Here is a 21,620-nt window from a genome sequence, read left to right as displayed (position 1 = left end):
GGGAGTGGCAGTTTAAAGAGAAGTTCCGGTGGCGTCACCGCCGGGCGGGGTTTGGCCGGCCCGGAGGGCTGTGTATACTGGCCGACATTTTAACGCCCTGGAACCTCCTTGATGGTTGCTCACCTGATTCAATTCGCCACTGAACACTATTTGCTCGTCGGCGCCTTCGTCATCTTGCTGGCTCTGTTGATCGCTCACGAACTGAGCCGCGGCGGCCGCAGCCTCAGCACCCGTGAACTGACCGCGCTGGTCAACAGCGAGCAGGGCGTGGTGATCGATATCCGTCCGACCAAGGACTTCGCCGCGGGCCACATCGTCGGCGCGTTGAACATTCCCCAGGACAAACTGGCCGCCCGCGTGGGCGAGCTGGAAAAGCACAAGGCCAAGACCATTATCCTGGTCGACGCCCTGGGTCAGCACGCCGGCACCCACGCCCGCGAGCTGATGAAATCCGGCTTCACCGCCGCCAAGCTGTCCGGCGGCGTTGGCAGCTGGAAAGCCGACAACCTGCCGCTGGTGAAGTGATATGGCTAACGTCGTCGTCTATTCCAGCGATTACTGCCCCTACTGCTCGCGGGCCAAGTACCTGCTCGAGAACAAAGGCGTAGCCTTCGAAGAGATCAAGGTCGACGGCAAGCCGCAGGTTCGCGCCGAAATGGCCCAGAAGGCCGGGCGTACGTCCGTGCCGCAGATCTGGATCGGCAGCACCCATGTGGGCGGTTGTGACGATTTGTTCGCCCTGGAGCGCGCCGGCAAGCTCGACGCGCTGCTCGCGGCCTGACTGACCACCCAAGTTCAGCAAACCCTACATGACCCGAGATCAAGAAGGATCTGAGATGACTGACCAACAGAACACCGCTGCGACCGAAGACGAATCCGCACCGCAATTCTCGCTGCAGCGTATCTATGTACGTGACCTGTCTTTCGAAGCTCCGAAAAGCCCGGCGATCTTCCGCCAGCAGTGGGAGCCGAGCGTCGGCCTGGACCTGAACACTCGTCAGAAAGCCCTGGAAGAGGGTTTCCACGAAGTCGTGCTGACCCTGTCGGTCACCGTGAAGAATGGCGACGAAGTGGCGTTCATCGCCGAAGTGCAACAGGCCGGTATCTTCCTGATCAAGAACCTGGACGACGCTTCGATGAGCCACACCCTGGGCGCGTTCTGCCCGAACATCCTGTTCCCGTACGCTCGCGAAGCGCTGGACAGCCTGGTGACCCGCGGTTCGTTCCCGGCCCTGATGCTGGCTCCGGTGAACTTCGACGCGCTGTACGCGCAAGAGCTGCAACGCCTGCAGGCAGCCGGTGAAGGCAGCGTTCAGTAAGCGCTTTGCCCGAGCATGAAAAAAGCGCCGTTAAAGGCGCTTTTTTCATGCTCGGGCAAAACATTCGGGTAGGAGCGAGGCGTGCCCGCGAAGGGGTCGACGCGAAACGTCCGAAGCACTGCGTTATCGTTCATCGCGAGCAAGCTTCGCTCCTACTTGAACCCCAGCTGGCGCCAGGCTTCGTAGACGGCCACCGCCACGGTGTTGGACAGGTTCAGGCTGCGGCAGCCTTCGCGCATCGGCAGGCGCAGGCGCTGTTCGGCGGGCAGGGCATCCAGCACCTCGGCGGGCAGGCCGCGGCTTTCCGGGCCGAACAGGAAGGCATCGCCCTCGGCGAAGCTGGCGTCGTGGAAAGGTCGCGAGCCCTTGGTGGTGAAGGCGAACAGGCGCGGATGGCCTAGGCTTTCAAGACAGCTGGCGAGGTCGGCATGGCGCTGCAGGGTGGCGTACTCGTGGTAGTCGAGGCCGGCCCGGCGCAGGCGCTTGTCGTCCATTTCGAAACCCAGCGGCTCGATCAAATGCAGGTGGCAGCCACTGTTGGCGCACAGCCTGATTACGTTGCCGGTATTCGGCGGAATTTCTGGTTGAAAAAGGATGACGTGAAACATGCACGGCTCCGAAGAAAAAGACAGGCCGCATTCTACGCCTGAAGCGGACGTCCGGCCGAAGCTAATGCTGCGGGTGTTCGGCTCGCTGGCGATATTCGGCTTGATGGTCGGGCTGATGATCGGTCGCCTCACCACGCCGGACCCCACCGAGCTGCAGCAAGTGCAGGTCCAGCCCAATGCGCTGGTGGTGTGGTTCAACAACGAGCCCAAGGTCCATGGCGAGCACATCGACGGGGCCGTGGCGCTGCTGTTCGAGGCCGAGGGGCGAGCGCAGAAGGGCCAGTTGAAGATCAACGACAAGGACGCCAACTGGCGGGTGCGGTCGACCGAGAAAGGGTTGTTGCTGAATGTGGTCGCAGCACGGGCGCTGCACGGCGAGTGGTCGGGCAGCGAGGTCGACGGGCGCTGGCGCCTGGAGATCCAGCTGCGCGAGGAATAAAAGAGGGGATTCCCGGCCTGCCTGTACCAAGGTCCCCAAAAGCGTGAGGGCCGCGCCGATCGCGTCGGGCCCGGTGTAAAGAGGGGAATCCCCGGCCTGCCTGTACCAAGGTTCCCGAAACGGGTGGGGCTCGTCGCTGTGAACGCGGAGAGCCCGGTGTTAAAGAGGGAAGCCCCGGCCTGCCTGTACCAGGGGTCCCTAAACGGTGGAACCCGTCGCTGCGAGCGGTATGGGTTCCGGGTGTAAAGAGGGGGAGTCTCGGCCTGCCTGTACCAAGGTCCCCAAAACGGGTGACTGATTGCATTCAATCTTGATGACTTGCTTTGCAGGGGGCGTGCCAATTTCGGCTTAAACGGTTAAGCCATTTTTTGAGAAAAGCTCAAAGCCCCGGTTTACGGGGGTTTCGCCGTTATGCAGAGATTTTTTTCGAGAAAAGTCGGGATTGCCCAAAGGAAAATCCCACGTCCAGCCGCGCATTCGGGTAGTGCAGGCTCACCATTGCGGTGCACAAAAAGCTTCGCGGGCAAGCCTCGCTCCTACAGAACACCTTCATCTGTAGGAGCGAGGCTTGCCCGCGATTGGCCCTGTCATCCGGCACAACATGAACGTCTTGCGCCGTAGTCGCTGCCGAAGGGCGCGCAGGATCTCAAGATCGCTGAAGGCCTTCGGCCTTATCGCAGCCTGCGGCAGCGGCTACAGGGGGGTACACAGCTCAGCCCTCGTCGGTGTCGTCGTCATCCCCGCCATCGACCTTCATCCCCAACTCTTTGATCTTGCGCGTCAGGGTGTTGCGGCCCCAGCCCAGCAGCACGGCGGCGTCGCGACGGCGGCCGGCGGTGTGCTTGAGGGCCGTCTCGATCATGATCCGCTCGAAGCTCGGCACCGCGCTGTCCAGCAGGCTCGACTGGCCGCGTGCCAGGGCCTGGTCGGCCCATTGGCGCAGCGCCTGCTCCCAGTTGGTCACTGGCGCCGAGTCCTGTGGCAGGCTCAGCAGCTCCGGCGGCAGGTCGCTGATATGCACTTCGCGACCCGAAGCCATCACGGTGATCCAGCGGCAAGTGTTCTCCAGCTGGCGCACGTTGCCGGGCCACGGCAGGTTCTTCAGGTATTCCTCGGTCTCGCTTTTCAGCAGCTTGGGCTCGACGGCCAGCTCCTGGGCGGCACGGCTGAGAAAGTGCTTGGCCAGGGTCGGGATGTCTTCGCGACGGTCCGACAGGCGCGGAATATGAATGCGGATCACGTTCAGGCGGTGGAACAAGTCTTCCCGGAACTTGCCGGCGTGCACCAGGGTTTCCAGGTTCTGGTGGGTCGCGGCGATGATCCGCACATCGACCTTGACCGGCGTATGCCCGCCGACCCGGTAGAACTCGCCGTCGGCCAGCACCCGCAGCAGGCGGGTCTGGGTGTCGGCCGGCATGTCGCCGATCTCGTCGAGGAACAGGGTGCCGCCGTCGGCTTGCTCGAAGCGCCCGCGCCGCAGGTTGGCCGCGCCGGTGAAGGCGCCTTTTTCATGGCCGAACAGCTCGGATTCCATCAGGTCCTTGGGAATCGCCGCCATATTCAGCGCGATGAACGGCGAGGCCGCCCGCGGGCTGTGACGGTGCAGGGCATGGGCCACCAGCTCTTTACCGGTACCGGACTCCCCGTTGATCAGCACGGTGATGTTGGAGTGGCTGAGGCGACCGATGGCGCGAAACACCTCCTGCATCGCCGGTGCTTCGCCGATGATTTCCGGGGTGCGGGCCAGCGCCGGGATCACTTCCAGGCCTTGCTGCTCCTGGGCGTGCTGGTTGGCGCGCTTGACCAGCGACACCGCTTCGTCGACATCGAACGGCTTGGGCAGGTACTCGAAGGCGCCGCCCTGATAGGAGGCGACAGCGCTGTCCAGGTCGGAGTGCGCGGTCATGATGATCACCGGCAGGCGCGGGTGCTGTTCGCGGATCCGCGCCAACAAATCCAGGCCGCTGGCGCCGGGCATGCGGATGTCGGAAATGATCACGTCCGGCTGCTGGCGGGCCAGGCGACTCATCACACCATCGGCGCTATCGAAACTCTGGGTGGTCATGCCTTCCTGCTGCAAGGCCTTCTCCAGAACCCAACGGATAGAACGGTCGTCATCGACGATCCACACGGTTTCACTACGGCTCATGTCGATGGGGCTCCTTGTTCCAGTGGCAGAAAGATCGAGAAGGTGGTGTGGCCGGGATGGCTGTCACACTCGATCAGGCCCTGGTGCTGGCTGATGATGTTCTGGGTAATGGCCAGGCCCAGCCCGGTGCCGTCAGGGCGGCCGCTGACCATGGGGAAGAAAATGGTTTCCTGCAGTTCGGCGGGGATGCCCGGGCCGTTGTCGATGATCTCGATCTTGGTCACCAGGCGGTGGCGCACGTGGCCGATGGTGAACTGGCGCATGGTGCGGGTGCGCAGGCAGATGCGGCCCAGGCGCAGCTCGTTCTGGCTGCTGATGGCCTGCATGGCGTTGCGCACGATGTTCAGCACCGCCTGGATCATCTGTTCGCGGTCGATCAGCACATCGGGAATGCTTGGGTCGTAGTCCCGCACCAGAGTGATGCAGCCCTGGCTTTCGGCTTCCACCAGGCTGCTCACGCGCTCCAGCACTTCGTGCACGTTGCACATGGCCAGCGACGGCAGCTTGTTGGAGCCGAGCATGCGATCCACCAGGTTCCGCAGGCGGTCGGCCTCTTCGATGATGACGTTGGTGTAGTCCTTGAGGTTCTCGTCCGGCAGTTCGCGGGCCAGCAACTGGGCGGCGCCGCGAATCCCGCCGAGGGGGTTCTTGATCTCGTGGGCCAGGCCGCGCACCAGCATCTTGCTGGTTTCCTGCTTGGACAGCTGGGCCTCTTCCTTGGTGATCCGCAGCAGGCGGTCGCGAGGGTGGACCTCCAGCAACAGCAGGGTGTCGCCATTGCTCAGGATCGGCGTCACGGCGTAGTCCACGGTCAGGGTCTGGCCGGTCAGCGCGGTGAGCATGGCTTCGCGCTTGGTGAACGGATGCGCCTGTTCCACCGCCTGGCGCAGGGAGCTCAAGGCTTCGGCCGATTCGGTGAACAGTTCGCTGATGAATTGCCCATGGCTGCGCTGGCCGCTGATGGCCAGCAACATTTCCGCCGCCGGGTTCATGTACTCAAGGCGCAGGTCGGCGTTGAGCAGGATGGTCGCGGTGGTCAGGTTGTCGAGTAGCAAGCGGTGCAATTGGTCGCTGATGGTCATGGGTAAATGTTGACCTCTTTTGAAGCAAGGCAACCCAGGCCTGATCCCGGATTGCGCGCGCGGATAACGCGCTGATATGGAGAAAATGCAAAAACCAAACCAAGGCTCCGAAAAGAAGCGTTCAAGCCCTGAAACAGACGTATGAAGTTCTCTTTCGCAGCGTTTTGCCGGCTGCGCTGGGTACTTTCGAACCAAAATGGGATGCGGATGGAGGCAGGTGCAGTTTGGTGCACCAATATAGTGCGATTTGTTCTGGGCTGCGCTAGAGAATAGCCGGCTGCCCGCAGGCCAGGATTTGCAAGCTGCCTTGGCCTGGATTATTGATGCCGGAACGACGACAGGTCCTTTGGCCAGGCTGTTTAGCGTGGCGCGGGCTTGGGGTAGCGCTGGCGAATCGACGCCTGATTTGCGGCGGCATCCGCTGTGGCGCTGCTCTACAGTGCACAGACATTTCCCCCTGGTGCTGGAGACGGCCATGGACAACGCCCCCTTGCTGTTTCAACTGCCCGACGACGATACCCTGTACCGCGCCTTGCTCGAGCGCGACCCGGCCTATGACGGGTTCGCTTTCGTCGGGGTCAAGAGCACGGGGGTGTTCTGTCGGCTGAGCTGTGCGGCGCGCAAGCCCAAGCGCGAAAACACGGTGTTCTTCAGTTCGATCAAGGCCTGCGTCGAGGCTGGTTTTCGCGCCTGCTTGCGCTGCCGCCCGCTGGAGCAGACAGGCGCCCAGGAACCCCTGGTCAAGCAGCTGCTGACTTTGCTGGAAAGCAACGCGGACAAGCGCTGGTATGAAGGCGACCTGATCGAGCTCGGCTTCGACCCTTCCACGGTGCGCCGGGCTTTCAAGCGCCACTTTGGCGTGACCTTCCTGGAAATGGCCCGGCTGCGGCGGATCGGCGAGGGCATGCAACAGCTGGCGGGCGGCGCCAGCGTGATCGATGCGCAGATCAGCGCCAGTTTCGATTCCGACAGCGGCTTTCGCAGTGCCTTCGCCCGGCTGCTCGGCCAGCCACCGTCGAACCTGCGCGGTCGCGAACTGCTCAAGGCCGACTGGCTGCAAACCCCGATCGGCGTGATGCTGGCAGTGGCCGATGCGCAGGCCCTGCATCTGTTGGAATTCTTCGATCGCCCGGCCCTGGCCACTGAGCTCAAGCGTCTGCAAAAGAACACCGGCTCGACCATCGGCTTTGGGCGTTTTGCACCCATCGACCAGATCGAGAGCGAGTTGCGGCGTTTTTTTACCGGTGAGTCAGCAAGCTTTGCCACGCCGCTGGCGCTGAGCGCTTCGGCCTTTACCCGCACGGTCTGGCAGGCCCTCAGGGCGATACCTCCAGGCGTTACCCGCAGTTATGCCGAGGTGGCGAGCAGCATCGGCTCGGCCTCCGCCGTGCGGGCCGTGGCTCGGGCCAATGGCGCCAACCAGATCGCCATCGTGATTGCCTGTCACCGGGTGATAGGTTCCGACGGTTCGCTCACCGGTTATGGCGGCGGGCTCTGGCGCAAACGCTGGTTACTTGAGCATGAGCGGCGCCTGTACGCGCAGCTTTCGGCGCGCCAGAACCTCAGGGCCGATGAACCCGTTGCAGGGTGAAGGTCAGCGCCGGGCTTTGCTGGATCACCCGCTCGCCATCGAGCACCTGCACCGCCAGGCGGTGCTCGCCGCGATCGATATTCACCAGTTGCAGGCTTGGCTGGTTGCCGGGTTGGCCATAGGGCTGGCCGTCTAGCAGCAGGCGCAGGCGATGCTCGTTGCGCAGGGGCGGTTGCAGCTGGACTTCGACGTTGAAGGTGCCGTTGTTGGCGCGCACCACGCCGCCGTTCGGCACGCCGCTCAATTGCAGGGTGGTGTAGGCCGATGCGCGGGTGGGGGGCGCCTGCGCGGGTTCGACACCGGGAAGCATGAGCGGCGGGGGCGCCTCGATGCGGTTCAGCGGCGCCAGCTCGACGGCCTGGCTGGAAACGCCGGCCGGCGGTTGGTCGCTGTAGGCGGTATTGCCGTGGCTGTCGGTGTAGCGGTAGATCTGCGCGGCGGCCGGCAGGGCGGCCAGCAACAGCAGATAAAGGCAGTGCACACGCATGGCGGCTTTCCTGGGGGCTTGGGTCGGCGACTTCAATGATGAAAGTGCCTTCAGCATAGAGCCGCAGACCGGGCCCAGGTTCGCCGCTTTAACCTTTGAACACACAAAGCTCGGCGGTGGCGCGAACCAGCGCCAGTTGGCGCAGTGCCGGGCGGTCGCCGTCGTGGGTGGCCTGGGCCAGCCATTGCGGGCACCGCGGGTCGTTGCGATGGGGGCTGAAATCGGCCAGTTGTTGCAACAGGCGCTTTTGTAACTGATCAAGTTGCGGGCGAATCTGCCCCACCAGGTCCGGGCGCGGGGTGTCCGGTGCCTGGCCTTGCAACGTCCAGTCGGACAGCCGGGCGTACTGCACCAGCTTGTTGGCCTCGATCTGCGCGGCAAAGAACTGTTCCACCGCCGCGCTATCGAGTTTGTAGGCGGGCGCCTGGGCCACCGCGCCGGCAATCACTTCGCGCTCGCGCGGGCGGTCTTCCACCGGTTTGTGGCTGTCCCACTTGCTCAGGGCCACCTGGTCGGCGATGGCCAGGCGTTCTTCGATGGTGGCCAGCAGCGGGCCAAGGGCGGCGGGAGCGGCGCAGGCGTTGCCGGCCAGCAACAGGGTCAACAGGGCGAGGCAGAATCGTGAAGGCATAAGCGGTCTCGGCTTTTCGGGGGCAATGTGGCGGCCATGATGCACGCAAAGCCGCGGTGCCTGGCAAGCATCGGGCGCAAGGCGAGTCATTGGCCGGCCGCCCCGCAACCGGTTGGGCTGGAAGACAGCTGCTTGCCGCTTTCGTCATAGACGATCCGGCAGGCGCTCAAGCCGTTGTCGATCAACTCGCGGCTCTTGATCGCGCCGTTGCGGTGATAGCACAGCTGTTCGCCGGCCAACTTGGCCTGGCCATGGTTCTTGAGCCGCTGTTGGTTGACGGTCATCCACTCGAAGCCGACCTTGTTCACCTGGCAATCGATCTGGCCGTTGTCGTAGTAGGTGATTTCGCTGACCTTGTCGTCCTCGCCGATGACGCGCTCGCGGGTCTTGCGGCCGGTCCGGGCATCGTATTCGCGGTATTCCTGCAACTCGCCGAACAGGTAGTCGCGCTCCCTGGTGACCCGGCCTTGCCTGAATTCACGGGCCATGCCGCAGTTCCGCACTTCGCTCCTGTAGCTTTCGAAGCGGCAGCGGGGTGTGGCGGAGAATATCTGCCCATGCTCGTCCAGCTGGGTCATCAGGCCGATGAAATCGCTGCCTTCGACGCGACCGACCGTGGCGGGCGAACCGTCGGCGAGGAAGGTCAGGTAGGGCCCTTGCTGGTTGCCATTGTGATAACTCATGTCCGACAGCAGCACCTTGCCATCGGCGCTGTAGACCAGCGAACGGCCCTCGCGCTGGCCGTTCTCGTAGTTGTAGGAGTACATCAGTTGGCCGGCGTCGTTGTAGCCCTCCTGGGTGCCCCAGAGAATGCCGCCGCGATAGTGCTCAATCACCCGCAATACCCCCTTGGTGTCGGTATCGCGCAGTTCGCCTTCCATTTTGTCGGCGACAAACCCGACGCTGTGGGTATGGCCTTCGGCGGTCTTGAGTTGCCATGGGCCGCTACGCAAACCCTGGTCGAAATTGCCGGTGCCTTCCCTGGTTAGCCAGGGGCCCTGGCGCAGGTCGTCGAGATAGTCGCCGCGTTCGACCACCACGCCGCCTTCACGCACTTCGCTGGGGCCGTTGCGCAGGTCCCGGGCGTAAGTGACAAAACCACCGCTCTCAGGTATTTCGGACTCCACCAGGTTGATGGTCCAGCGGCCCTCGCGCAGGTTGTCACGATATTCGCCGGTCATGAAGTAGCCTTCGCTCTCATTGGACAGGCTCCACTGGCCCTGGCGTTTGCCATCGATATAGCGACCCTGGGACCAGCTATTGTGCGGGCCGCCAATACCCCATTCGCCGGTGCGTTGGCCGTGGGCATAGGTACCCTGGGCGGCGACGGCACGGCTGGAATCGGAGTATTCCACGCAGGCCCCGTCCTCGCTGCCAGTGAAGCGCTGCGGCTCGGTTTCCCAGGCGATGCGGCTGGCCCGGTAGTTGTACAGCAGGGGCTCGCCCTCCAGCGCAGGCGTTTCGCCGCGCCAGTAGGTGGCGGTGAGAAAGCGCCCGTCCTTTTCGGCGAAGGTCTTTTTGTAGCTGTACTGCTCGGCTCCGGGCGGATTGGCGGTGATGGGCTGTCCGTTCTGGTCGAAGTAACCCACCAGGGTGCCGGCCGAATGGTCGAGCTGGTTGAACTCGTCGAAACCCGAGTCTTCGTAGAAGTAGCTGTAATTCAGCGGTGTCAGCTGGCGCAGGGCCTGTTTCACCGTCGGGGCATCGAGTTTCTTGCGGTCTTTGGCGATGCGGTCCAGGGCGGGTTGCAGATTTTCCAGGCGCTGGTAGAGGCGGTCGTCTTCGTTATAGCGATAGGCGTGTACACGGTACTGGCCGCGCTGTTTGAACAGCACCAGGCGGGTCAGGGATTCATCGTCCAGGGCGACGTTGAACACGGACTCGATGGTTGCATCGCCAAAGTCGTCCAGCAGCTGCGGCTGGCTCTCGTCCGGGTCGGTCGAGTAATAACCTTTGACGCCGCCACCCTGCTTGATAAAGGCCAGGGTCGCCGAGCTTTCCGCCAGGCCGACGATCAGCGGGTGGGCCAGTGACTTGTCGGCATAGAAAGGCGCCGCCTGGGTGCTGCCGAACGCCAGGCAGGCGATCAGGCCGAGAGAACGAGTCCACTGCATACGAATCCCTTCGTCGTCGAGGCGCCGGACAGAGGGCGCGAAAGGCGCGGATTATCCATGGATGGCTCGCCTGGGGGAATGCTCCGCGGCGATGGCCGGGCAATAAAAAAGGCCTCCCGAGGGAGGCCTTTTTTCTTGTTACGTAGCATGTCGCGCCGTGCGTGGCGGCGCTACTGGATCAGCAGCTGTAGTACAGCTCGTATTCCAGTGGGTGTACGAAGGTACGGACCTTGATTTCTTCTTCGCTCTTCAGGGCGATGTAGGCGTCGATGAAGTCGTCGCTGAAAACGCCGCCTTTGGTCAGGAACGCGCGACCTTTGTCCAGCTCTTCCAGGGCTTCTTTCAGGCTGCCGCAAACTTGTGGGATCTCTTTCGCCTCTTCAGGCGGCAGGTCGTACAGGTTTTTGTCAGCCGCGTCGCCAGGGTGAATCTTGTTCTGGATACCGTCCAGGCCGGCCATCAGCAGGGCAGCGAAGGCCAGGTATGGGTTGGCAGCCGGATCCGGGAAGCGTGCTTCGATACGGCGGGCTTTAGGGCTCGACACGTAAGGGATGCGGATCGAAGCGGAACGGTTGCGAGCCGAGTAGGCCAGCATTACCGGGGCTTCGAAGCCTGGTACCAGACGCTTGTAGGAGTTGGTCGAAGGGTTGGTGAAGCCGTTCAGGGCCTTACCGTGCTTGATGATGCCGCCGATGAAGTACAGGGCGGTATCGGACAGGCCGGCATAACCTTCGCCAGCAAAGGTGTTCTTGCCATCTTTGGAGATGGACATGTGCACGTGCATGCCCGAGCCGTTGTCGCCGTACAGAGGCTTAGGCATGAAGGTAGCGGTGCGGCCGTAGGCGTCGGCTACGTTGTGTACGCAGTACTTGAGGGTCTGAACTTCGTCGCCCTTGTTGACCAGGGTGTTGAACTTCACGCCGATTTCGTTCTGGCCGGCAGTCGCCACTTCGTGGTGGTGAACTTCGATGACCAGGCCCATTTCTTCCATGGCATTACACATGGAGGTACGGATTTCGTGGTCGTGGTCGAACGGCGGAACCGGGAAGTAGCCGCCCTTGACGCCTGGACGGTGGCCTTTGTTGCCGCCTTCCACGTCCTGGTCGGACATCCACGAGCCTTGCTCGGAGAAGATCTTGAACATGGAGCCGGAGATGTCGGACTTGAACTTCACTTCGTCGAAGATGAAGAACTCAGGCTCCGGACCTACGAATACGGTGTCGCCGATGCCGGTGGACTTCAGGTATTCCTCGGCGCGCTTGGCGATGGCGCGTGGGTCGCGATCGTAGCCCTGCATGGTCGAAGGTTCGATGATGTCGCAGACCAGGATCAGGGTCGGCTCTTCGGTGAACGGGTCCAGGACGGCGGTTTCGTCAACCGGCATCAGGATCATGTCGGAGGCTTCGATGCCTTTCCAGCCAGCGATGGAGGAACCGTCGAACATCTTGCCGATTTCGAAGAAATCGTCATCCAGCGCATCACGGGCCGGCATGGTCACGTGGTGCTGAGTGCCTTTGGTGTCAGTGAAGCGCAGATCAATCCATTTGACGTCATGATCTTTGATGAGTTGAACCGACTTCGACATAGTGTCCTCCGGGTGGCTTCGGGCGAGTGTTGGTGTGCCCTTAGAATGTGGGTGATGCCGGCGCAGATACTCTGCCAAGGCAACCTGCCTCACAAGGGAGCAAATTGCATGCCAGTGCTCCGAGTTGGGTTTTTTGCCCCAAACTCACGCATTCCCGAGGCCATTTGCCCCAGATTGGCAAAAATGCGCACCGCAATGTTGCGCTTTTTCAAGGCAGTGACCTGTTTTGGTGCGCGAAAAACCCAGTGCACATTAATTGGTTAAACCTTGAGCAATTTCCGCTATAATCCGCGCCCCCCTTTTTCGGCTGGCCCAGCGCGCGCTGTTTTCATGAAACTAATCGTTAAAGTTTTCCCGGAAATCACCATCAAGAGCCGCCCGGTACGGACGCGTTTCATCCGTCAGTTGGCGAAGAACATCCGTGCCGTGCTCCGCGATCTGGACCCGGCCCTGGTGGTCAATGGTGTGTGGGACAACCTCGAGCTGGAAACCGCCATCAGCGAGCCGAAAGCCTTGAAGGAGATGACCGAGCGCCTGAGCTGCATGCCCGGTATCGCGCATTTCCTGCAGGTCGATGAGTACCCGCTGGGCGACTTCGACGACATCGTCGCCAAGTGCAAGCAGCACTTTGGCGAAGCCCTGGCGGGGAAAGTTTTCGCCGTGCGCTGCAAGCGCGCCGGCAAGCATGAATTCAGCTCCATGGACGTGGAGAAATACGTCGGCAGCCAGCTGCGCCGGCAGTGCGGCGCCGCCGGGATTTCCCTGAAAGAGCCGGAAATCGAAGTGCGGATGGAAATTCGCGACAAACGGTTGTTCGTGATCCACAGCCAGCACAACAGCATCGGCGGCTACCCGCTGGGCGCCCTGGAACAGACCCTGGTGCTGATGTCCGGCGGTTTCGATTCCACGGTGGCGGCCTACCAGATCATGCGCCGCGGCCTGATGAGCCACTTCTGCTTCTTCAACCTGGGCGGGCGTGCCCACGAATTGGGCGTGATGGAAGTCGCGCACTATATCTGGAAGAAGTACGGCAGCTCCCAGCGCGTGCTGTTCGTCAGCGTGCCGTTCGAGGAAGTGCTCGGCGAAATCCTCGGCAAAGTCGACAACAGTCATATGGGCGTCATTTTGAAGCGTATGATGTTGCGTGCCGCGTCGAGCATCGCCGACCGCCTGCACATCGACGCGCTGGTCACCGGCGAGGCGATTTCCCAGGTGTCGAGCCAGACCCTGCCGAACCTCTCGGTGATCGACTGCGTGACCGACAAGCTGGTGCTGCGCCCGCTGATCGCCAGCCACAAGCAGGACATCATCGACCTGGCCAACGAAATCGGCACCGCCGACTTCGCCAAGCACATGCCGGAGTACTGCGGGGTCATTTCGGTGAATCCCAAGACCCACGCCAAGCGCCATCGCGTGGAGCATGAAGAGAAAGAATTCGACATGGCGGTGCTCGAGCGTGCGATCGAGCGGGCCAAACTGGTGCCGATCGATCGGGTGATCGACGAACTGGGCCAGGATTTGCAGATCGAAGAAGTCAGCGAGGCGCTGGCCGGTCAGATCGTGATCGACATCCGTCACCCGGATGCTCAGGAAGACGACCCGCTGACACTTTCTGGCATCGAGATAAAAGCGTTGCCGTTCTATGCATTGAATGCACGCTTCAAGGAACTGGACCCTACTCGCCAGTACCTGCTGTATTGCGACAAAGGCGTCATGAGTCGCCTGCATGCTCACCATCTGCTCAGTGAGGGACATGCCAATGTGCGCGTTTATAGACCGAGCTAAGTGCCCGGGGCTGTTTGCCTGTGGCTTGCGTCACCGGCCCCCCGACGCCACCGTCAAGCTGTAACGGCCTTGCCGGACTCTATTGTTAATCGCTGCCAGCAGTTGTCAGCACACCGAATCCTCTGATCGAGATACACAAGTGATCGAAAATCTACGCAACATCGCCATCATTGCTCACGTTGACCACGGTAAAACCACCCTGGTAGACAAACTCCTGCGTCAATCCGGCACCCTGGAGCGCAACGAGCTCAACGACGAGCGCGTGATGGACTCCAACGACCAGGAAAAAGAGCGTGGTATTACCATCCTGGCCAAAAACACCGCCATCAACTGGAACGGCTACCACATCAACATCGTGGATACTCCGGGCCACGCCGACTTCGGCGGCGAAGTTGAACGCGTAATGTCGATGGTCGACTCCGTTCTGCTGCTGGTCGACGCTCAAGACGGCCCTATGCCGCAAACCCGTTTCGTGACCAAGAAGGCTTTCGAAGCCGGCCTGCGTCCGATCGTGGTCATCAACAAGGTCGACCGTCCAGGCGCGCGTCCTGACTGGGTTCTGGACCAGATCTTCGATCTGTTCGACAACCTGGGTGCCACCGAAGAACAGCTGGACTTCAAAGTCGTCTACGCCTCGGCCCTGAACGGTATTGCCGGTCTGGACCACACCGACATGGCTGAAGACATGACCCCGCTGTACCAGTCGATCGTCGACAACGTTCCGGCTCCGGCCGTTGACCGTGACGGTCCGTTCCAGATGCAGATCTCGGCTCTGGACTACAACAGCTTCCTGGGTGTTATCGGCGTTGGCCGTATCGCTCGCGGTCGCGTCAAGCCGAACACTCCGGTCGTCGCTATCGACACCGAAGGCAAGAAGCGCAACGGCCGTATCCTGAAGCTGATGGGTCACCACGGTCTGCACCGTGTGGACGTTGAAGAAGCCGCTGCCGGCGACATCGTCTGCATCAGCGGTTTCGACGAGCTGTTCATCTCCGACACCCTGTGCGACCCGACCGCTGTTGAAGCGATGAAGCCGCTGACAGTCGACGAGCCAACCGTTTCCATGACCTTCCAGGTCAACGACTCGCCATTCTGCGGTAAAGAAGGCAAGTTCGTGACCAGCCGTAACATCAAGGAACGTCTGGACAAAGAGCTGCTGTACAACGTTGCACTGCGCGTTGAAGAAGGCGACTCGGCTGACAAGTTCAAGGTTTCCGGCCGTGGTGAGCTGCACCTGTCGGTACTGATCGAGACCATGCGTCGCGAAGGTTTCGAAATGGGCGTTGGCCGTCCTGAAGTAATCATCCGTGAAGTCGACGGCGTGAAGCAGGAACCGTTCGAAAACGTCACCATCGACATCCCTGAAGAATCCCAGGGCAAGGTCATGGAAGAAATGGGCCTGCGTAAGGGCGACCTGAGCAACATGGTTCCGGATGGCAAGGGCCGTGTACGCCTGGAATACAACATCCCGGCCCGTGGCCTGATCGGTTTCCGTAACCAGTTCCTGACCCTGACCAACGGCGCAGGCATCCTGACCTCGATCTTCGATCGCTACGCTCCGATGAAGTCCGGCCACATGTCCGGTCGTCAGAACGGCGTACTGGTTTCGGTCGAAACCGGCAAGGCGCTGACCTACTCCCTGGAAACCCTGCAGGCGCGCGGCAAGCTGTTCGTCGAGCACGGCCAGGAAATCTACAACGGTCAGATCGTTGGTCTGAACAGCCGTGACAACGACCTGGGCGTGAACCCAACCAAAGGCAAGAAGCTCGACAACATGCGTGCTTCGGGCAAGGACGAAACCATCGCCCTGGTTCCGCCGGTTCGTTTCACCCTGGAACAGGCTCTGGAATTCATCCAGGACGATGAATTGTGCGAAGTGACTCCTAAGTCCATCCGTCTTCGCAAGAAGATCCTGGACGAAGGCGAGCGTACCCGCGCTGCCAAGAAAGCCAAGAACTGATCTTTTAGTTCAGGCTGAATAAAAACGCCCCCGGTCGAAAGGCCGGGGGCGTTTTTTTATGCCTGCGAAAAAGACCGGGTCCCGTAGCCGCTGCCGAGCCCCAGCGAGGCTGCGATCGACCGCGTAGCGGTCGTAAAACAGGCAGACTCGGTGTGTCATGGATGCGGCGTGGCTTGGGAGGGGCGGCTGCTTTGCAGCCGATCGCAGCCTCGCTGGCGCTCGGCAGCGGCTACAGGGCCAGGTGGCAGGGCTGCCGGGGCAGGTCTTTAGAAGCGCTCAAGGGTTCGGCTGCTGCTGGTGCTGCGTTCCACCGGCTTGGGCTTGTACGCGCAATAGCCTGGGCGCGGGCCGATCTTCGGGTGGTTGCGGCAGGTGTCCGGGCGCTTGTCATAAATGGTGCACAGGCGGCTTTTACGATCCAGATACAGGCAGTCGTTGTTGCTCATGCGCTGCAGGGTGAAGATCTCGGACTTCTGGTTGTAGCGCTCGACGATGCCTTCCTTCTGCAGGCGCTTGGCGATGTTCTTCGCCGGCTCGCCGCGCTCGAACTCGTCGACGATGCCGATGCGGATCAGATCCTTGATCTTGACCTCCACCGGCAGGGTGCAGCAGCTGGACATGCAGGAGCCGCACATGGGCGCGGAATACTTGGCCCAGGTATCGAGTCGGTCGATTTCCGCGGCGGCGATCAGGTTGGACTTCATCATGCGTGTTTCCAGCGTGTGTATCAGGGCGCGCGATCATACCGGGACGGGTGAATTTTTGAACAACCATTTAACGGAATTTACCCGTGCCCTGGGGGATTGCGAGGGTCGGCACGGCATCTGCATCATGTTTGCCAGCTGCCGCAGGCGGCATCGTCTCCGTTCGGGCAATTGCAGGGCGCGCCGAACCAGAGCCTTTGCCTTCTGTCAGACCGACTAGGCTCAGACAATTCCTTGCTCACTGTCTATCTCGCTCGAGGTCGTATTCATGACTCAGGAACTGCAGGTTCGTGACGCTGAGGTGGCCGCTTTTCGCGACGCCGTCCTGACCAAACTCACCTACGCGGTGGGCAAAGACCCGGACCACGCCTTCGACCATGACTGGTTCGAAGCCATCGCCCTGGCGGCGCGCGATCACATGGTCGAGCACTGGATGGACCATACGCGGCAGATCTACCGCAAAGGCCAGAAGCGCGTTTATTACCTCTCCCTGGAATTCCTCATCGGCCGCCTGCTGTACGACAGCCTGAGCAATCTCGGGTTGCTGGACGTGGCGCGCGATGCCCTGAGCGACCTCGGCGTCGACCTGGAACGCATTCGCTTGCTGGAGCCGGACGCGGCACTGGGCAACGGCGGCCTCGGTCGCCTGGCGGCGTGCTTCATGGAAAGCATGTCGACCCTGGGCATCGCCGGCCACGGCTACGGCATCCGTTATGAACACGGCTTGTTCCGCCAGGCCGTGGTCGACGGCTGGCAGCAGGAGCAGACCGAGCACTGGCTGGACTTCGGCAACCCCTGGGAGTTCGAGCGCCCCGAAGTGATCTACTCGATCGGTTTCGGTGGCGGGGTCGAGACCGTCACCGACGAGGCCGGCCACACCCGGCAGGTCTGGTGGCCGGCGGAAACCGTGCGTGCGGTGGCCTACGACACGCCGGTCGTCGGCTGGCGCGGCGCCAGCGTCAACACCCTGCGCCTGTGGCGCGCGCGGGCCATGGAAGATTTGCACCTGGAACGCTTCAACGCCGGCGACCACCTCGGCGCGGTGGCCGAGGTGGCCCGGGCCGAGAGCATCTCGCGAGTGCTTTATCCGGCGGACAGCACCGAAGCGGGGCAGGAATTGCGCCTGCGCCAGGAATACTTTTTCGTCTCCGCGTCACTGCAGGACCTGCTGCGCCGGCATAAGAACATGCACGACTCGGTGCTCAGCCTTGGCGAGCATGCGGCGATCCAGCTCAACGACACCCACCCGTCGATCGCCGTGGCCGAGCTGATGCGCCAACTGGTGGACCTGCATGGCATCGCCTGGGACGCGGCCTGGCAGATCACCGTCGAAACTCTCGCCTACACCAACCACACGTTGCTGCCCGAAGCCCTGGAAACCTGGCCGGTGGGCCTGATGGAACGCATGCTGCCGCGGCACATGCAGATCATTTACCTGATCAACGCCCAGCACATCGATTCGCTGCGCGCCAAAGGCATCCATGACTTCGACGTACTGCGCGCGGTGTCGCTGATCGAGGAAGACAACGGCCGCCGCGTGCGCATGGGCAACCTGGCGTTCCTTGGTTCCCACAGCATCAACGGCGTGTCCGGCCTGCATACGCAGCTGATGCGCAGCACGGTGTTCTTCGAGCTGCACAAGCTGTATCCGGAGCGGATCAACAACAAGACCAACGGCATTACCTTCCGCCGCTGGCTGTACCAGGCCAATCCCCAGTTGACGGCGATGCTGGTCGAGGCGGTCGGCTCGGAAGTGCTGGATAACCCCGAGGAGTTGTTGATCAAGCTCGAACCCTTCGCCGACAAGCCGGCCTTTCGCAAGCGGTTCGCCGAGCAGCGCCTGCACAGCAAGCGCGCGCTGGCGGCGATCATCCATGAGCGCCTGGGCATTGCGGTCAATCCGGCGGCGCTGTTCGACGTGCAGGTCAAGCGGATCCACGAGTACAAGCGCCAGTTGCTCAACCTGATGCACACCGTGGCGTTGTACCAGGCGATTCGCGCCGAGCCGGAAATCGACTGGGTACCGCGGGTGAAGATTTTCGCCGGCAAGGCCGCGGCCAGCTATCACCAGGCCAAGCTGATCATCAAGCTGAGCAACGACATCGCCCGCACGGTGAACAACGACCCGACCGTGCGAGGCCTGCTCAAAGTGGTGTTCCTGCCCAACTACAACGTCAGCCTGGCCGAGAGCATCATCCCGGCGGCGGACCTGTCGGAGCAGATTTCCACCGCCGGCTTCGAAGCCTCGGGCACCAGCAATATGAAGTTCGGCCTCAACGGCGCCCTGACCGTCGGCACCCTGGACGGCGCCAACGTCGAGATGTGCGAGCGGGTCGGCGCCGAGCACATGTTCATCTTCGGCCTCAGCGCCCAGCAGGTGGAGGCGCGCAAACGCAATGGCGAGTTCAGTGCGATGCCGGACATCGCCGCCTCGCATCGTCTCAACGATGTGCTGCACGCGATTCGCGGCGGGGTGTTCTCGCCCGACGATCCGGCCCGCTACACCGGGTTTATCGATTCGCTGATCGACTATGACCGCTTCCACGTGTGTGCCGACTTCGACTCCTACTGGAGCGCCCAGCTGCATGTCGAAGAGCGCTGGCGCGATAGCAATCAATGGTGGCGTTCGGCGGTGCTCAACTGCGCGCGCATGGGGTGGTTCTCTTCGGACCGGACCATTCGCGAATACGCCACGGAAATCTGGAAGGCTCTGGAATAGGGCGCTCGCGGGGCTGATGCGGAATTTCGCGCGCCGCCTGGGAGCCCCGCCAGGGCGCTTTCCCGGGCGGCTACAGGGCGGATTTCGGTCTACGCTAAATCCCACACATGAACTCTCTGGGGCGGATCTCGTCTCATAGGAGGAAATGCGCCCCGACTCGCGTTAAACTGCGCGGGTTTTTTAGCCCCCCCCATTCCTCCGGAGCCTTCCATGTCCCGCGTTACCCTGAGTCGCTATTTGATTGAGCAGACCCGCAGCAACAACACTCCTGCCGATCTGCGCTTCCTGATCGAAGTGGTGGCGCGTGCCTGCAAGGAGATCAGCCACGCCGTGTCCAAAGGCGCCCTGGGCGGTGTCCTGGGCAGCATGGGCACTGAAAACGTGCAAGGCGAAGTGCAGAAGAAACTCGACGTGATCTCCAACGAGATCCTGCTCGAAGCCAACGAATGGGGCGGCCACCTGGCCGGCATGGCGTCCGAGGAAATGGACAATGCCTACCAGATCCCGGGCAAGTACCCGAAAGGCGCCTACCTGCTGGTATTCGACCCGCTGGACGGTTCGTCGAACATCGACGTCAACGTGTCGGTCGGCACCATCTTCTCGGTACTGCGTTGCCCTAACGAGCACCTGAGCCAGAACGAAAGCCTCAACGAAAAAGCCTTCCTGCAGCCAGGCACCCAGCAGGTCGCCGCCGGTTACGCGATCTATGGCCCGCAGACCATGCTGATCCTGACCCTGGGCGACGGCGTCAAGGGCTTCACCCTCGACCGTGAAATGGGCAGCTTCGTGCTGACCCACGAAAACATCACCATTCCTGAAACCACTCAGGAATTCGCCATCAACATGTCCAACCAGCGTCACTGGGAAGCCCCGGTCAAGCGCTACGTCGGCGAGTTGCTGGAAGGCGAGACCGGTCCGCTGAAAAAGAACTACAACATGCGCTGGATCGCCTCGATGGTCGCGGACGTGCACCGCATCCTGACCCGTGGCGGCCTGTTCATGTACCCACGCGACAGCCGCGAGCCGGAGAAGCCGGGCAAGCTGCGCTTGATGTACGAGGCCAACCCGATGTCCTTCCTGATCGAACAGGCGGGCGGCGCTTCCACCGACGGTCACCAGCGCATTCTCGACATCCAGCCTGAAGGCCTGCACCAGCGCGTAGCGGTGTTCCTCGGCTCGAAGGAAGAAGTCGCCCGCGTTACCTCCTACCACAAGGCGTAAATCATGACCGCGCCCTGGCAGCCCCTGCTCGACTGGTGGTTCGGTTCTGCCGAGAAACCGGCGGACATCGTGGCGGCAAAGGGCAAGCTCTGGTTCGGCAAGCGCGACAGCCAGGACCTTGAGGCGCGCGAGCGTTTCGGGGACCTGGTGGAGCAGGCGCTGGCCGGCGGCTTGAGCGAGTGGGCGCAATACCCGCACGGCTGGCTGGCCCTGGTGCTGTTGCTCGACCAGCTGCCGCGCATGCTCTATCGCGAAACCCCCAAGAGCTTCGCCGGTGACCTGCGTGCCCAGGCGCTGGTGGCCCAGGGTATCGCCGCGGATTTCGACCGGCAGCTATCGCCGATGCAGCGCAGCTTCATCTACCTGGTGTTCGAGCATTGCGAGAATCTGGCGGTGCAGAACGAAGCGATTTCCAGGTTCGCCGCCTTGCACGACGAGCAGCCGCTGGCTGACCAACCGGTCTTCGCCGATCTGCTGGACTACGCCGAGCGGCATCAGAAAATCATCGCCCGGTTCGGGCGCTTCCCCCATCGCAACCGGCTTCTCGGGCGTGAATCGACGCCGGAGGAACTGGCATTCCTGCGCGAGCCGGGTTCCAGCTTCTAGTTCTTCTGCATTTTGTATCGCGGGCAAGCCTCGCTCCTGCGGTTGCGTAGGAGCGAGGCTTGCCCGCGAAGCTTTTCCAGATCAACTACCGCGAAAACGTGGTCAGCGACGGGGCGTCAATTTCCATAACGGCGGCGTTGGCGCTGCGTTTATGTCGACTGGCCATCATGAAAGATGAGGCGCGCCGAGGCTTGTCCGACGAAATGCTTTTTGCTTGCGCAAAGTGGCTGATCGCAGAGCAAATGCTGGGCGCTGGGTCACAATAAATAGCCGTCTGGCTGGGGAACCAGACGGGGCTTTTCTCTTCTAAGCTTCTGGTTGGCAGCATGCCATCCCCCGTCCGTCCAGGAGTTTCACCATGTCCCTGCGTTCTCTCGCTCTGTTGTCGTTCTGCGTGCTGTTGGCTGCGTGCAGCAAGGTCAATCAGGAAAATTATTCCAAGCTGTCGGCTGGCATGCCCAAGGCCGAAGTTGAAAAACTGCTGGGCAAACCGACTGATTGTTCCGGCGCGCTGGGGATGTCCAGCTGCACGTGGGGCGACAAGAACAGCTTTATCAGCGTGCAGTACGCCGGTGACAAAGTGCTGATGTTTTCCGGGCAAGGCCTGAAGTAAAAAAACC

The 21,620-nt window shown here is 61.9% G+C and carries 20 protein-coding genes; 12 read left to right on the top strand and 8 right to left on the bottom strand.

What is annotated here, in order from left to right:
• Positions 1–111 precede the first annotated feature (111 nt).
• From BLV20_RS12890 to secB, 3 genes are read left to right on the top strand one after another with little or no spacing between them, the layout of a single operon-like run.
• Positions 112–525, top strand: coding sequence for a rhodanese-like domain-containing protein (locus BLV20_RS12890; protein WP_007930821.1), 414 nt, complete (start codon positions 112–114; stop codon positions 523–525).
• A 1-nt stretch (position 526) separates the two neighbouring features.
• A complete protein-coding gene (gene grxC / locus BLV20_RS12885) occupies positions 527–781 on the top strand; it encodes a glutaredoxin 3 (RefSeq protein ID WP_092301954.1) in 255 nt (84 codons plus the stop codon).
• Positions 782–836: 55 nt separating this feature from the next.
• The gene (secB, locus tag BLV20_RS12880; RefSeq protein ID WP_092301951.1) at positions 837–1,319 is read left to right on the top strand and encodes a protein-export chaperone SecB; all 483 of its coding nucleotides are present in this window, start codon (positions 837–839) and stop codon (positions 1,317–1,319) included.
• A gap of 152 nt (positions 1,320–1,471) precedes the next feature.
• Here the strand turns inward: secB and trmL are convergent, their stop codons facing one another.
• On the bottom strand, positions 1,472–1,927 hold the full coding sequence (gene trmL, locus BLV20_RS12875; protein ID WP_007930832.1) for a tRNA (uridine(34)/cytosine(34)/5-carboxymethylaminomethyluridine(34)-2'-O)-methyltransferase TrmL: 456 nt from the start codon (positions 1,925–1,927) through the stop codon (positions 1,472–1,474).
• Between trmL and BLV20_RS12870 the strand changes: the two genes are divergently transcribed.
• A complete protein-coding gene (locus tag BLV20_RS12870; protein ID WP_092301948.1) occupies positions 1,926–2,366 on the top strand; it encodes a hypothetical protein in 441 nt (146 codons plus the stop codon). The genes trmL and BLV20_RS12870 overlap by 2 nt on opposite strands.
• A 712-nt stretch (positions 2,367–3,078) precedes the next feature.
• Here the strand turns inward: BLV20_RS12870 and ntrC are convergent.
• Positions 3,079–4,515, bottom strand: a complete 1,437-nt coding sequence (ntrC, locus tag BLV20_RS12865; protein WP_092301945.1) for a nitrogen regulation protein NR(I) — start codon at positions 4,513–4,515, stop codon at positions 3,079–3,081.
• The gene (gene glnL / locus BLV20_RS12860) at positions 4,512–5,597 is read right to left on the bottom strand and encodes a nitrogen regulation protein NR(II) (RefSeq protein WP_009046535.1); all 1,086 of its coding nucleotides are present in this window, start codon (positions 5,595–5,597) and stop codon (positions 4,512–4,514) included. The genes ntrC and glnL overlap by 4 nt, the downstream gene beginning before the upstream one ends.
• Positions 5,598–6,072: 475 nt before the next feature.
• Here glnL and BLV20_RS12855 point away from each other — a divergent pair, with 475 nt between their 5' ends.
• Positions 6,073–7,188, top strand: coding sequence for a bifunctional transcriptional activator/DNA repair enzyme AdaA (locus BLV20_RS12855; RefSeq protein WP_092301942.1), 1,116 nt, complete (start codon positions 6,073–6,075; stop codon positions 7,186–7,188).
• Here the strand turns inward: BLV20_RS12855 and BLV20_RS12850 are convergent.
• The 4 genes from BLV20_RS12850 to glnA all read right to left on the bottom strand — a co-directional run bounded on the left by BLV20_RS12850 (position 7,160) and on the right by glnA (position 12,005).
• A complete protein-coding gene (locus BLV20_RS12850) occupies positions 7,160–7,675 on the bottom strand; it encodes a DUF4124 domain-containing protein (RefSeq protein ID WP_092301939.1) in 516 nt (171 codons plus the stop codon). The two genes, BLV20_RS12855 and BLV20_RS12850, sit on opposite strands and share 29 nt — an antisense overlap.
• Before the next feature lie 88 nt (positions 7,676–7,763).
• Entirely contained in the window at positions 7,764–8,306 is a 543-nt protein-coding gene (locus BLV20_RS12845; protein WP_092301935.1) for a chorismate mutase, read from the bottom strand.
• An 86-nt stretch (positions 8,307–8,392) separates the two neighbouring features.
• Positions 8,393–10,420, bottom strand: coding sequence for a toxin-antitoxin system YwqK family antitoxin (locus BLV20_RS12840; RefSeq protein ID WP_092301932.1), 2,028 nt, complete (start codon positions 10,418–10,420; stop codon positions 8,393–8,395).
• A 178-nt stretch (positions 10,421–10,598) separates the two neighbouring features.
• The gene (glnA, locus tag BLV20_RS12835) at positions 10,599–12,005 is read right to left on the bottom strand and encodes a glutamate--ammonia ligase (RefSeq protein ID WP_007929953.1); all 1,407 of its coding nucleotides are present in this window, start codon (positions 12,003–12,005) and stop codon (positions 10,599–10,601) included.
• A 330-nt stretch (positions 12,006–12,335) separates the two neighbouring features.
• On the opposite strand from glnA, the gene thiI reads away from it, so the two are divergent.
• Both thiI and typA read left to right on the top strand, forming a co-directional pair.
• On the top strand, positions 12,336–13,790 hold the full coding sequence (gene thiI / locus BLV20_RS12825; RefSeq protein ID WP_092301926.1) for a tRNA uracil 4-sulfurtransferase ThiI: 1,455 nt from the start codon (positions 12,336–12,338) through the stop codon (positions 13,788–13,790).
• 139 nt (positions 13,791–13,929) lie between these two features.
• A complete protein-coding gene (typA, locus tag BLV20_RS12820; RefSeq protein ID WP_009046549.1) occupies positions 13,930–15,750 on the top strand; it encodes a translational GTPase TypA in 1,821 nt (606 codons plus the stop codon).
• A gap of 266 nt (positions 15,751–16,016) precedes the next feature.
• On the opposite strand, the gene BLV20_RS12815 is transcribed toward typA, so the two are convergent.
• On the bottom strand, positions 16,017–16,457 hold the full coding sequence (locus BLV20_RS12815) for a YkgJ family cysteine cluster protein (RefSeq protein WP_092301923.1): 441 nt from the start codon (positions 16,455–16,457) through the stop codon (positions 16,017–16,019).
• Positions 16,458–16,722: 265 nt separating this feature from the next.
• Between BLV20_RS12815 and BLV20_RS12810 the strand changes: the two genes are divergently transcribed.
• The 5 genes from BLV20_RS12810 to BLV20_RS12790 all read left to right on the top strand — a co-directional run bounded on the left by BLV20_RS12810 (position 16,723) and on the right by BLV20_RS12790 (position 21,613).
• Positions 16,723–19,173, top strand: coding sequence for a glycogen/starch/alpha-glucan phosphorylase (locus BLV20_RS12810; RefSeq protein ID WP_092301920.1), 2,451 nt, complete (start codon positions 16,723–16,725; stop codon positions 19,171–19,173).
• A 210-nt stretch (positions 19,174–19,383) separates the two neighbouring features.
• Positions 19,384–20,394: a class 1 fructose-bisphosphatase gene (locus BLV20_RS12805; RefSeq protein WP_092301917.1), complete on the top strand. Its 1,011-nt coding sequence runs from the start codon at positions 19,384–19,386 to the stop codon at positions 20,392–20,394.
• Positions 20,395–20,397: 3 nt separating this feature from the next.
• Positions 20,398–21,000 carry a DUF924 family protein gene (locus BLV20_RS12800; protein ID WP_092301914.1) on the top strand — a complete coding sequence of 201 codons (603 nt, stop codon included), beginning with the start codon at positions 20,398–20,400 and terminating at the stop codon, positions 20,998–21,000.
• Positions 21,001–21,059: 59 nt separating this feature from the next.
• On the top strand, positions 21,060–21,266 hold the full coding sequence (locus tag BLV20_RS12795) for a hypothetical protein (protein WP_092301911.1): 207 nt from the start codon (positions 21,060–21,062) through the stop codon (positions 21,264–21,266).
• Positions 21,267–21,358: 92 nt separating this feature from the next.
• The gene (locus tag BLV20_RS12790; protein ID WP_092301908.1) at positions 21,359–21,613 is read left to right on the top strand and encodes a hypothetical protein; all 255 of its coding nucleotides are present in this window, start codon (positions 21,359–21,361) and stop codon (positions 21,611–21,613) included.
• Positions 21,614–21,620 lie beyond the last annotated feature (7 nt).

Origin of the sequence: Pseudomonas sp. NFIX28 (assembly GCF_900107395.1) — a bacterium.
Lineage (GTDB): Bacteria > Pseudomonadota > Gammaproteobacteria > Pseudomonadales > Pseudomonadaceae > Aquipseudomonas.
Note: the sequence above shows the minus strand (reverse complement) of the source record. Positions and strands in the feature narration are given on the sequence as shown.

Bases quoted from the DNA above. Each gene is read 5' to 3' on its own strand.
- BLV20_RS12890 (WP_007930821.1), top strand. From the start codon at position 112: ATGGTTGCTCACCTGATTCAATTCGCCACTGAACACTATTTGCTCGTC.
- grxC (WP_092301954.1), top strand. From the start codon at position 527: ATGGCTAACGTCGTCGTCTATTCCAGCGATTACTGCCCCTACTGCTCG.
- secB (WP_092301951.1), top strand. From the start codon at position 837: ATGACTGACCAACAGAACACCGCTGCGACCGAAGACGAATCCGCACCG.
- BLV20_RS12870 (WP_092301948.1), top strand. From the start codon at position 1,926: ATGCACGGCTCCGAAGAAAAAGACAGGCCGCATTCTACGCCTGAAGCG.
- trmL (WP_007930832.1), bottom strand. From the start codon at position 1,927: ATGTTTCACGTCATCCTTTTTCAACCAGAAATTCCGCCGAATACCGGC.
- ntrC (WP_092301945.1), bottom strand. From the start codon at position 4,515: ATGAGCCGTAGTGAAACCGTGTGGATCGTCGATGACGACCGTTCTATC.
- glnL (WP_009046535.1), bottom strand. From the start codon at position 5,597: ATGACCATCAGCGACCAATTGCACCGCTTGCTACTCGACAACCTGACC.
- BLV20_RS12855 (WP_092301942.1), top strand. From the start codon at position 6,073: ATGGACAACGCCCCCTTGCTGTTTCAACTGCCCGACGACGATACCCTG.
- BLV20_RS12850 (WP_092301939.1), bottom strand. From the start codon at position 7,675: ATGCGTGTGCACTGCCTTTATCTGCTGTTGCTGGCCGCCCTGCCGGCC.
- BLV20_RS12845 (WP_092301935.1), bottom strand. From the start codon at position 8,306: ATGCCTTCACGATTCTGCCTCGCCCTGTTGACCCTGTTGCTGGCCGGC.
- BLV20_RS12840 (WP_092301932.1), bottom strand. From the start codon at position 10,420: ATGCAGTGGACTCGTTCTCTCGGCCTGATCGCCTGCCTGGCGTTCGGC.
- glnA (WP_007929953.1), bottom strand. From the start codon at position 12,005: ATGTCGAAGTCGGTTCAACTCATCAAAGATCATGACGTCAAATGGATT.
- thiI (WP_092301926.1), top strand. From the start codon at position 12,336: ATGAAACTAATCGTTAAAGTTTTCCCGGAAATCACCATCAAGAGCCGC.
- BLV20_RS12815 (WP_092301923.1), bottom strand. From the start codon at position 16,457: ATGATGAAGTCCAACCTGATCGCCGCCGCGGAAATCGACCGACTCGAT.
- BLV20_RS12810 (WP_092301920.1), top strand. From the start codon at position 16,723: ATGACTCAGGAACTGCAGGTTCGTGACGCTGAGGTGGCCGCTTTTCGC.
- BLV20_RS12805 (WP_092301917.1), top strand. From the start codon at position 19,384: ATGTCCCGCGTTACCCTGAGTCGCTATTTGATTGAGCAGACCCGCAGC.
- BLV20_RS12800 (WP_092301914.1), top strand. From the start codon at position 20,398: ATGACCGCGCCCTGGCAGCCCCTGCTCGACTGGTGGTTCGGTTCTGCC.
- BLV20_RS12790 (WP_092301908.1), top strand. From the start codon at position 21,359: ATGTCCCTGCGTTCTCTCGCTCTGTTGTCGTTCTGCGTGCTGTTGGCT.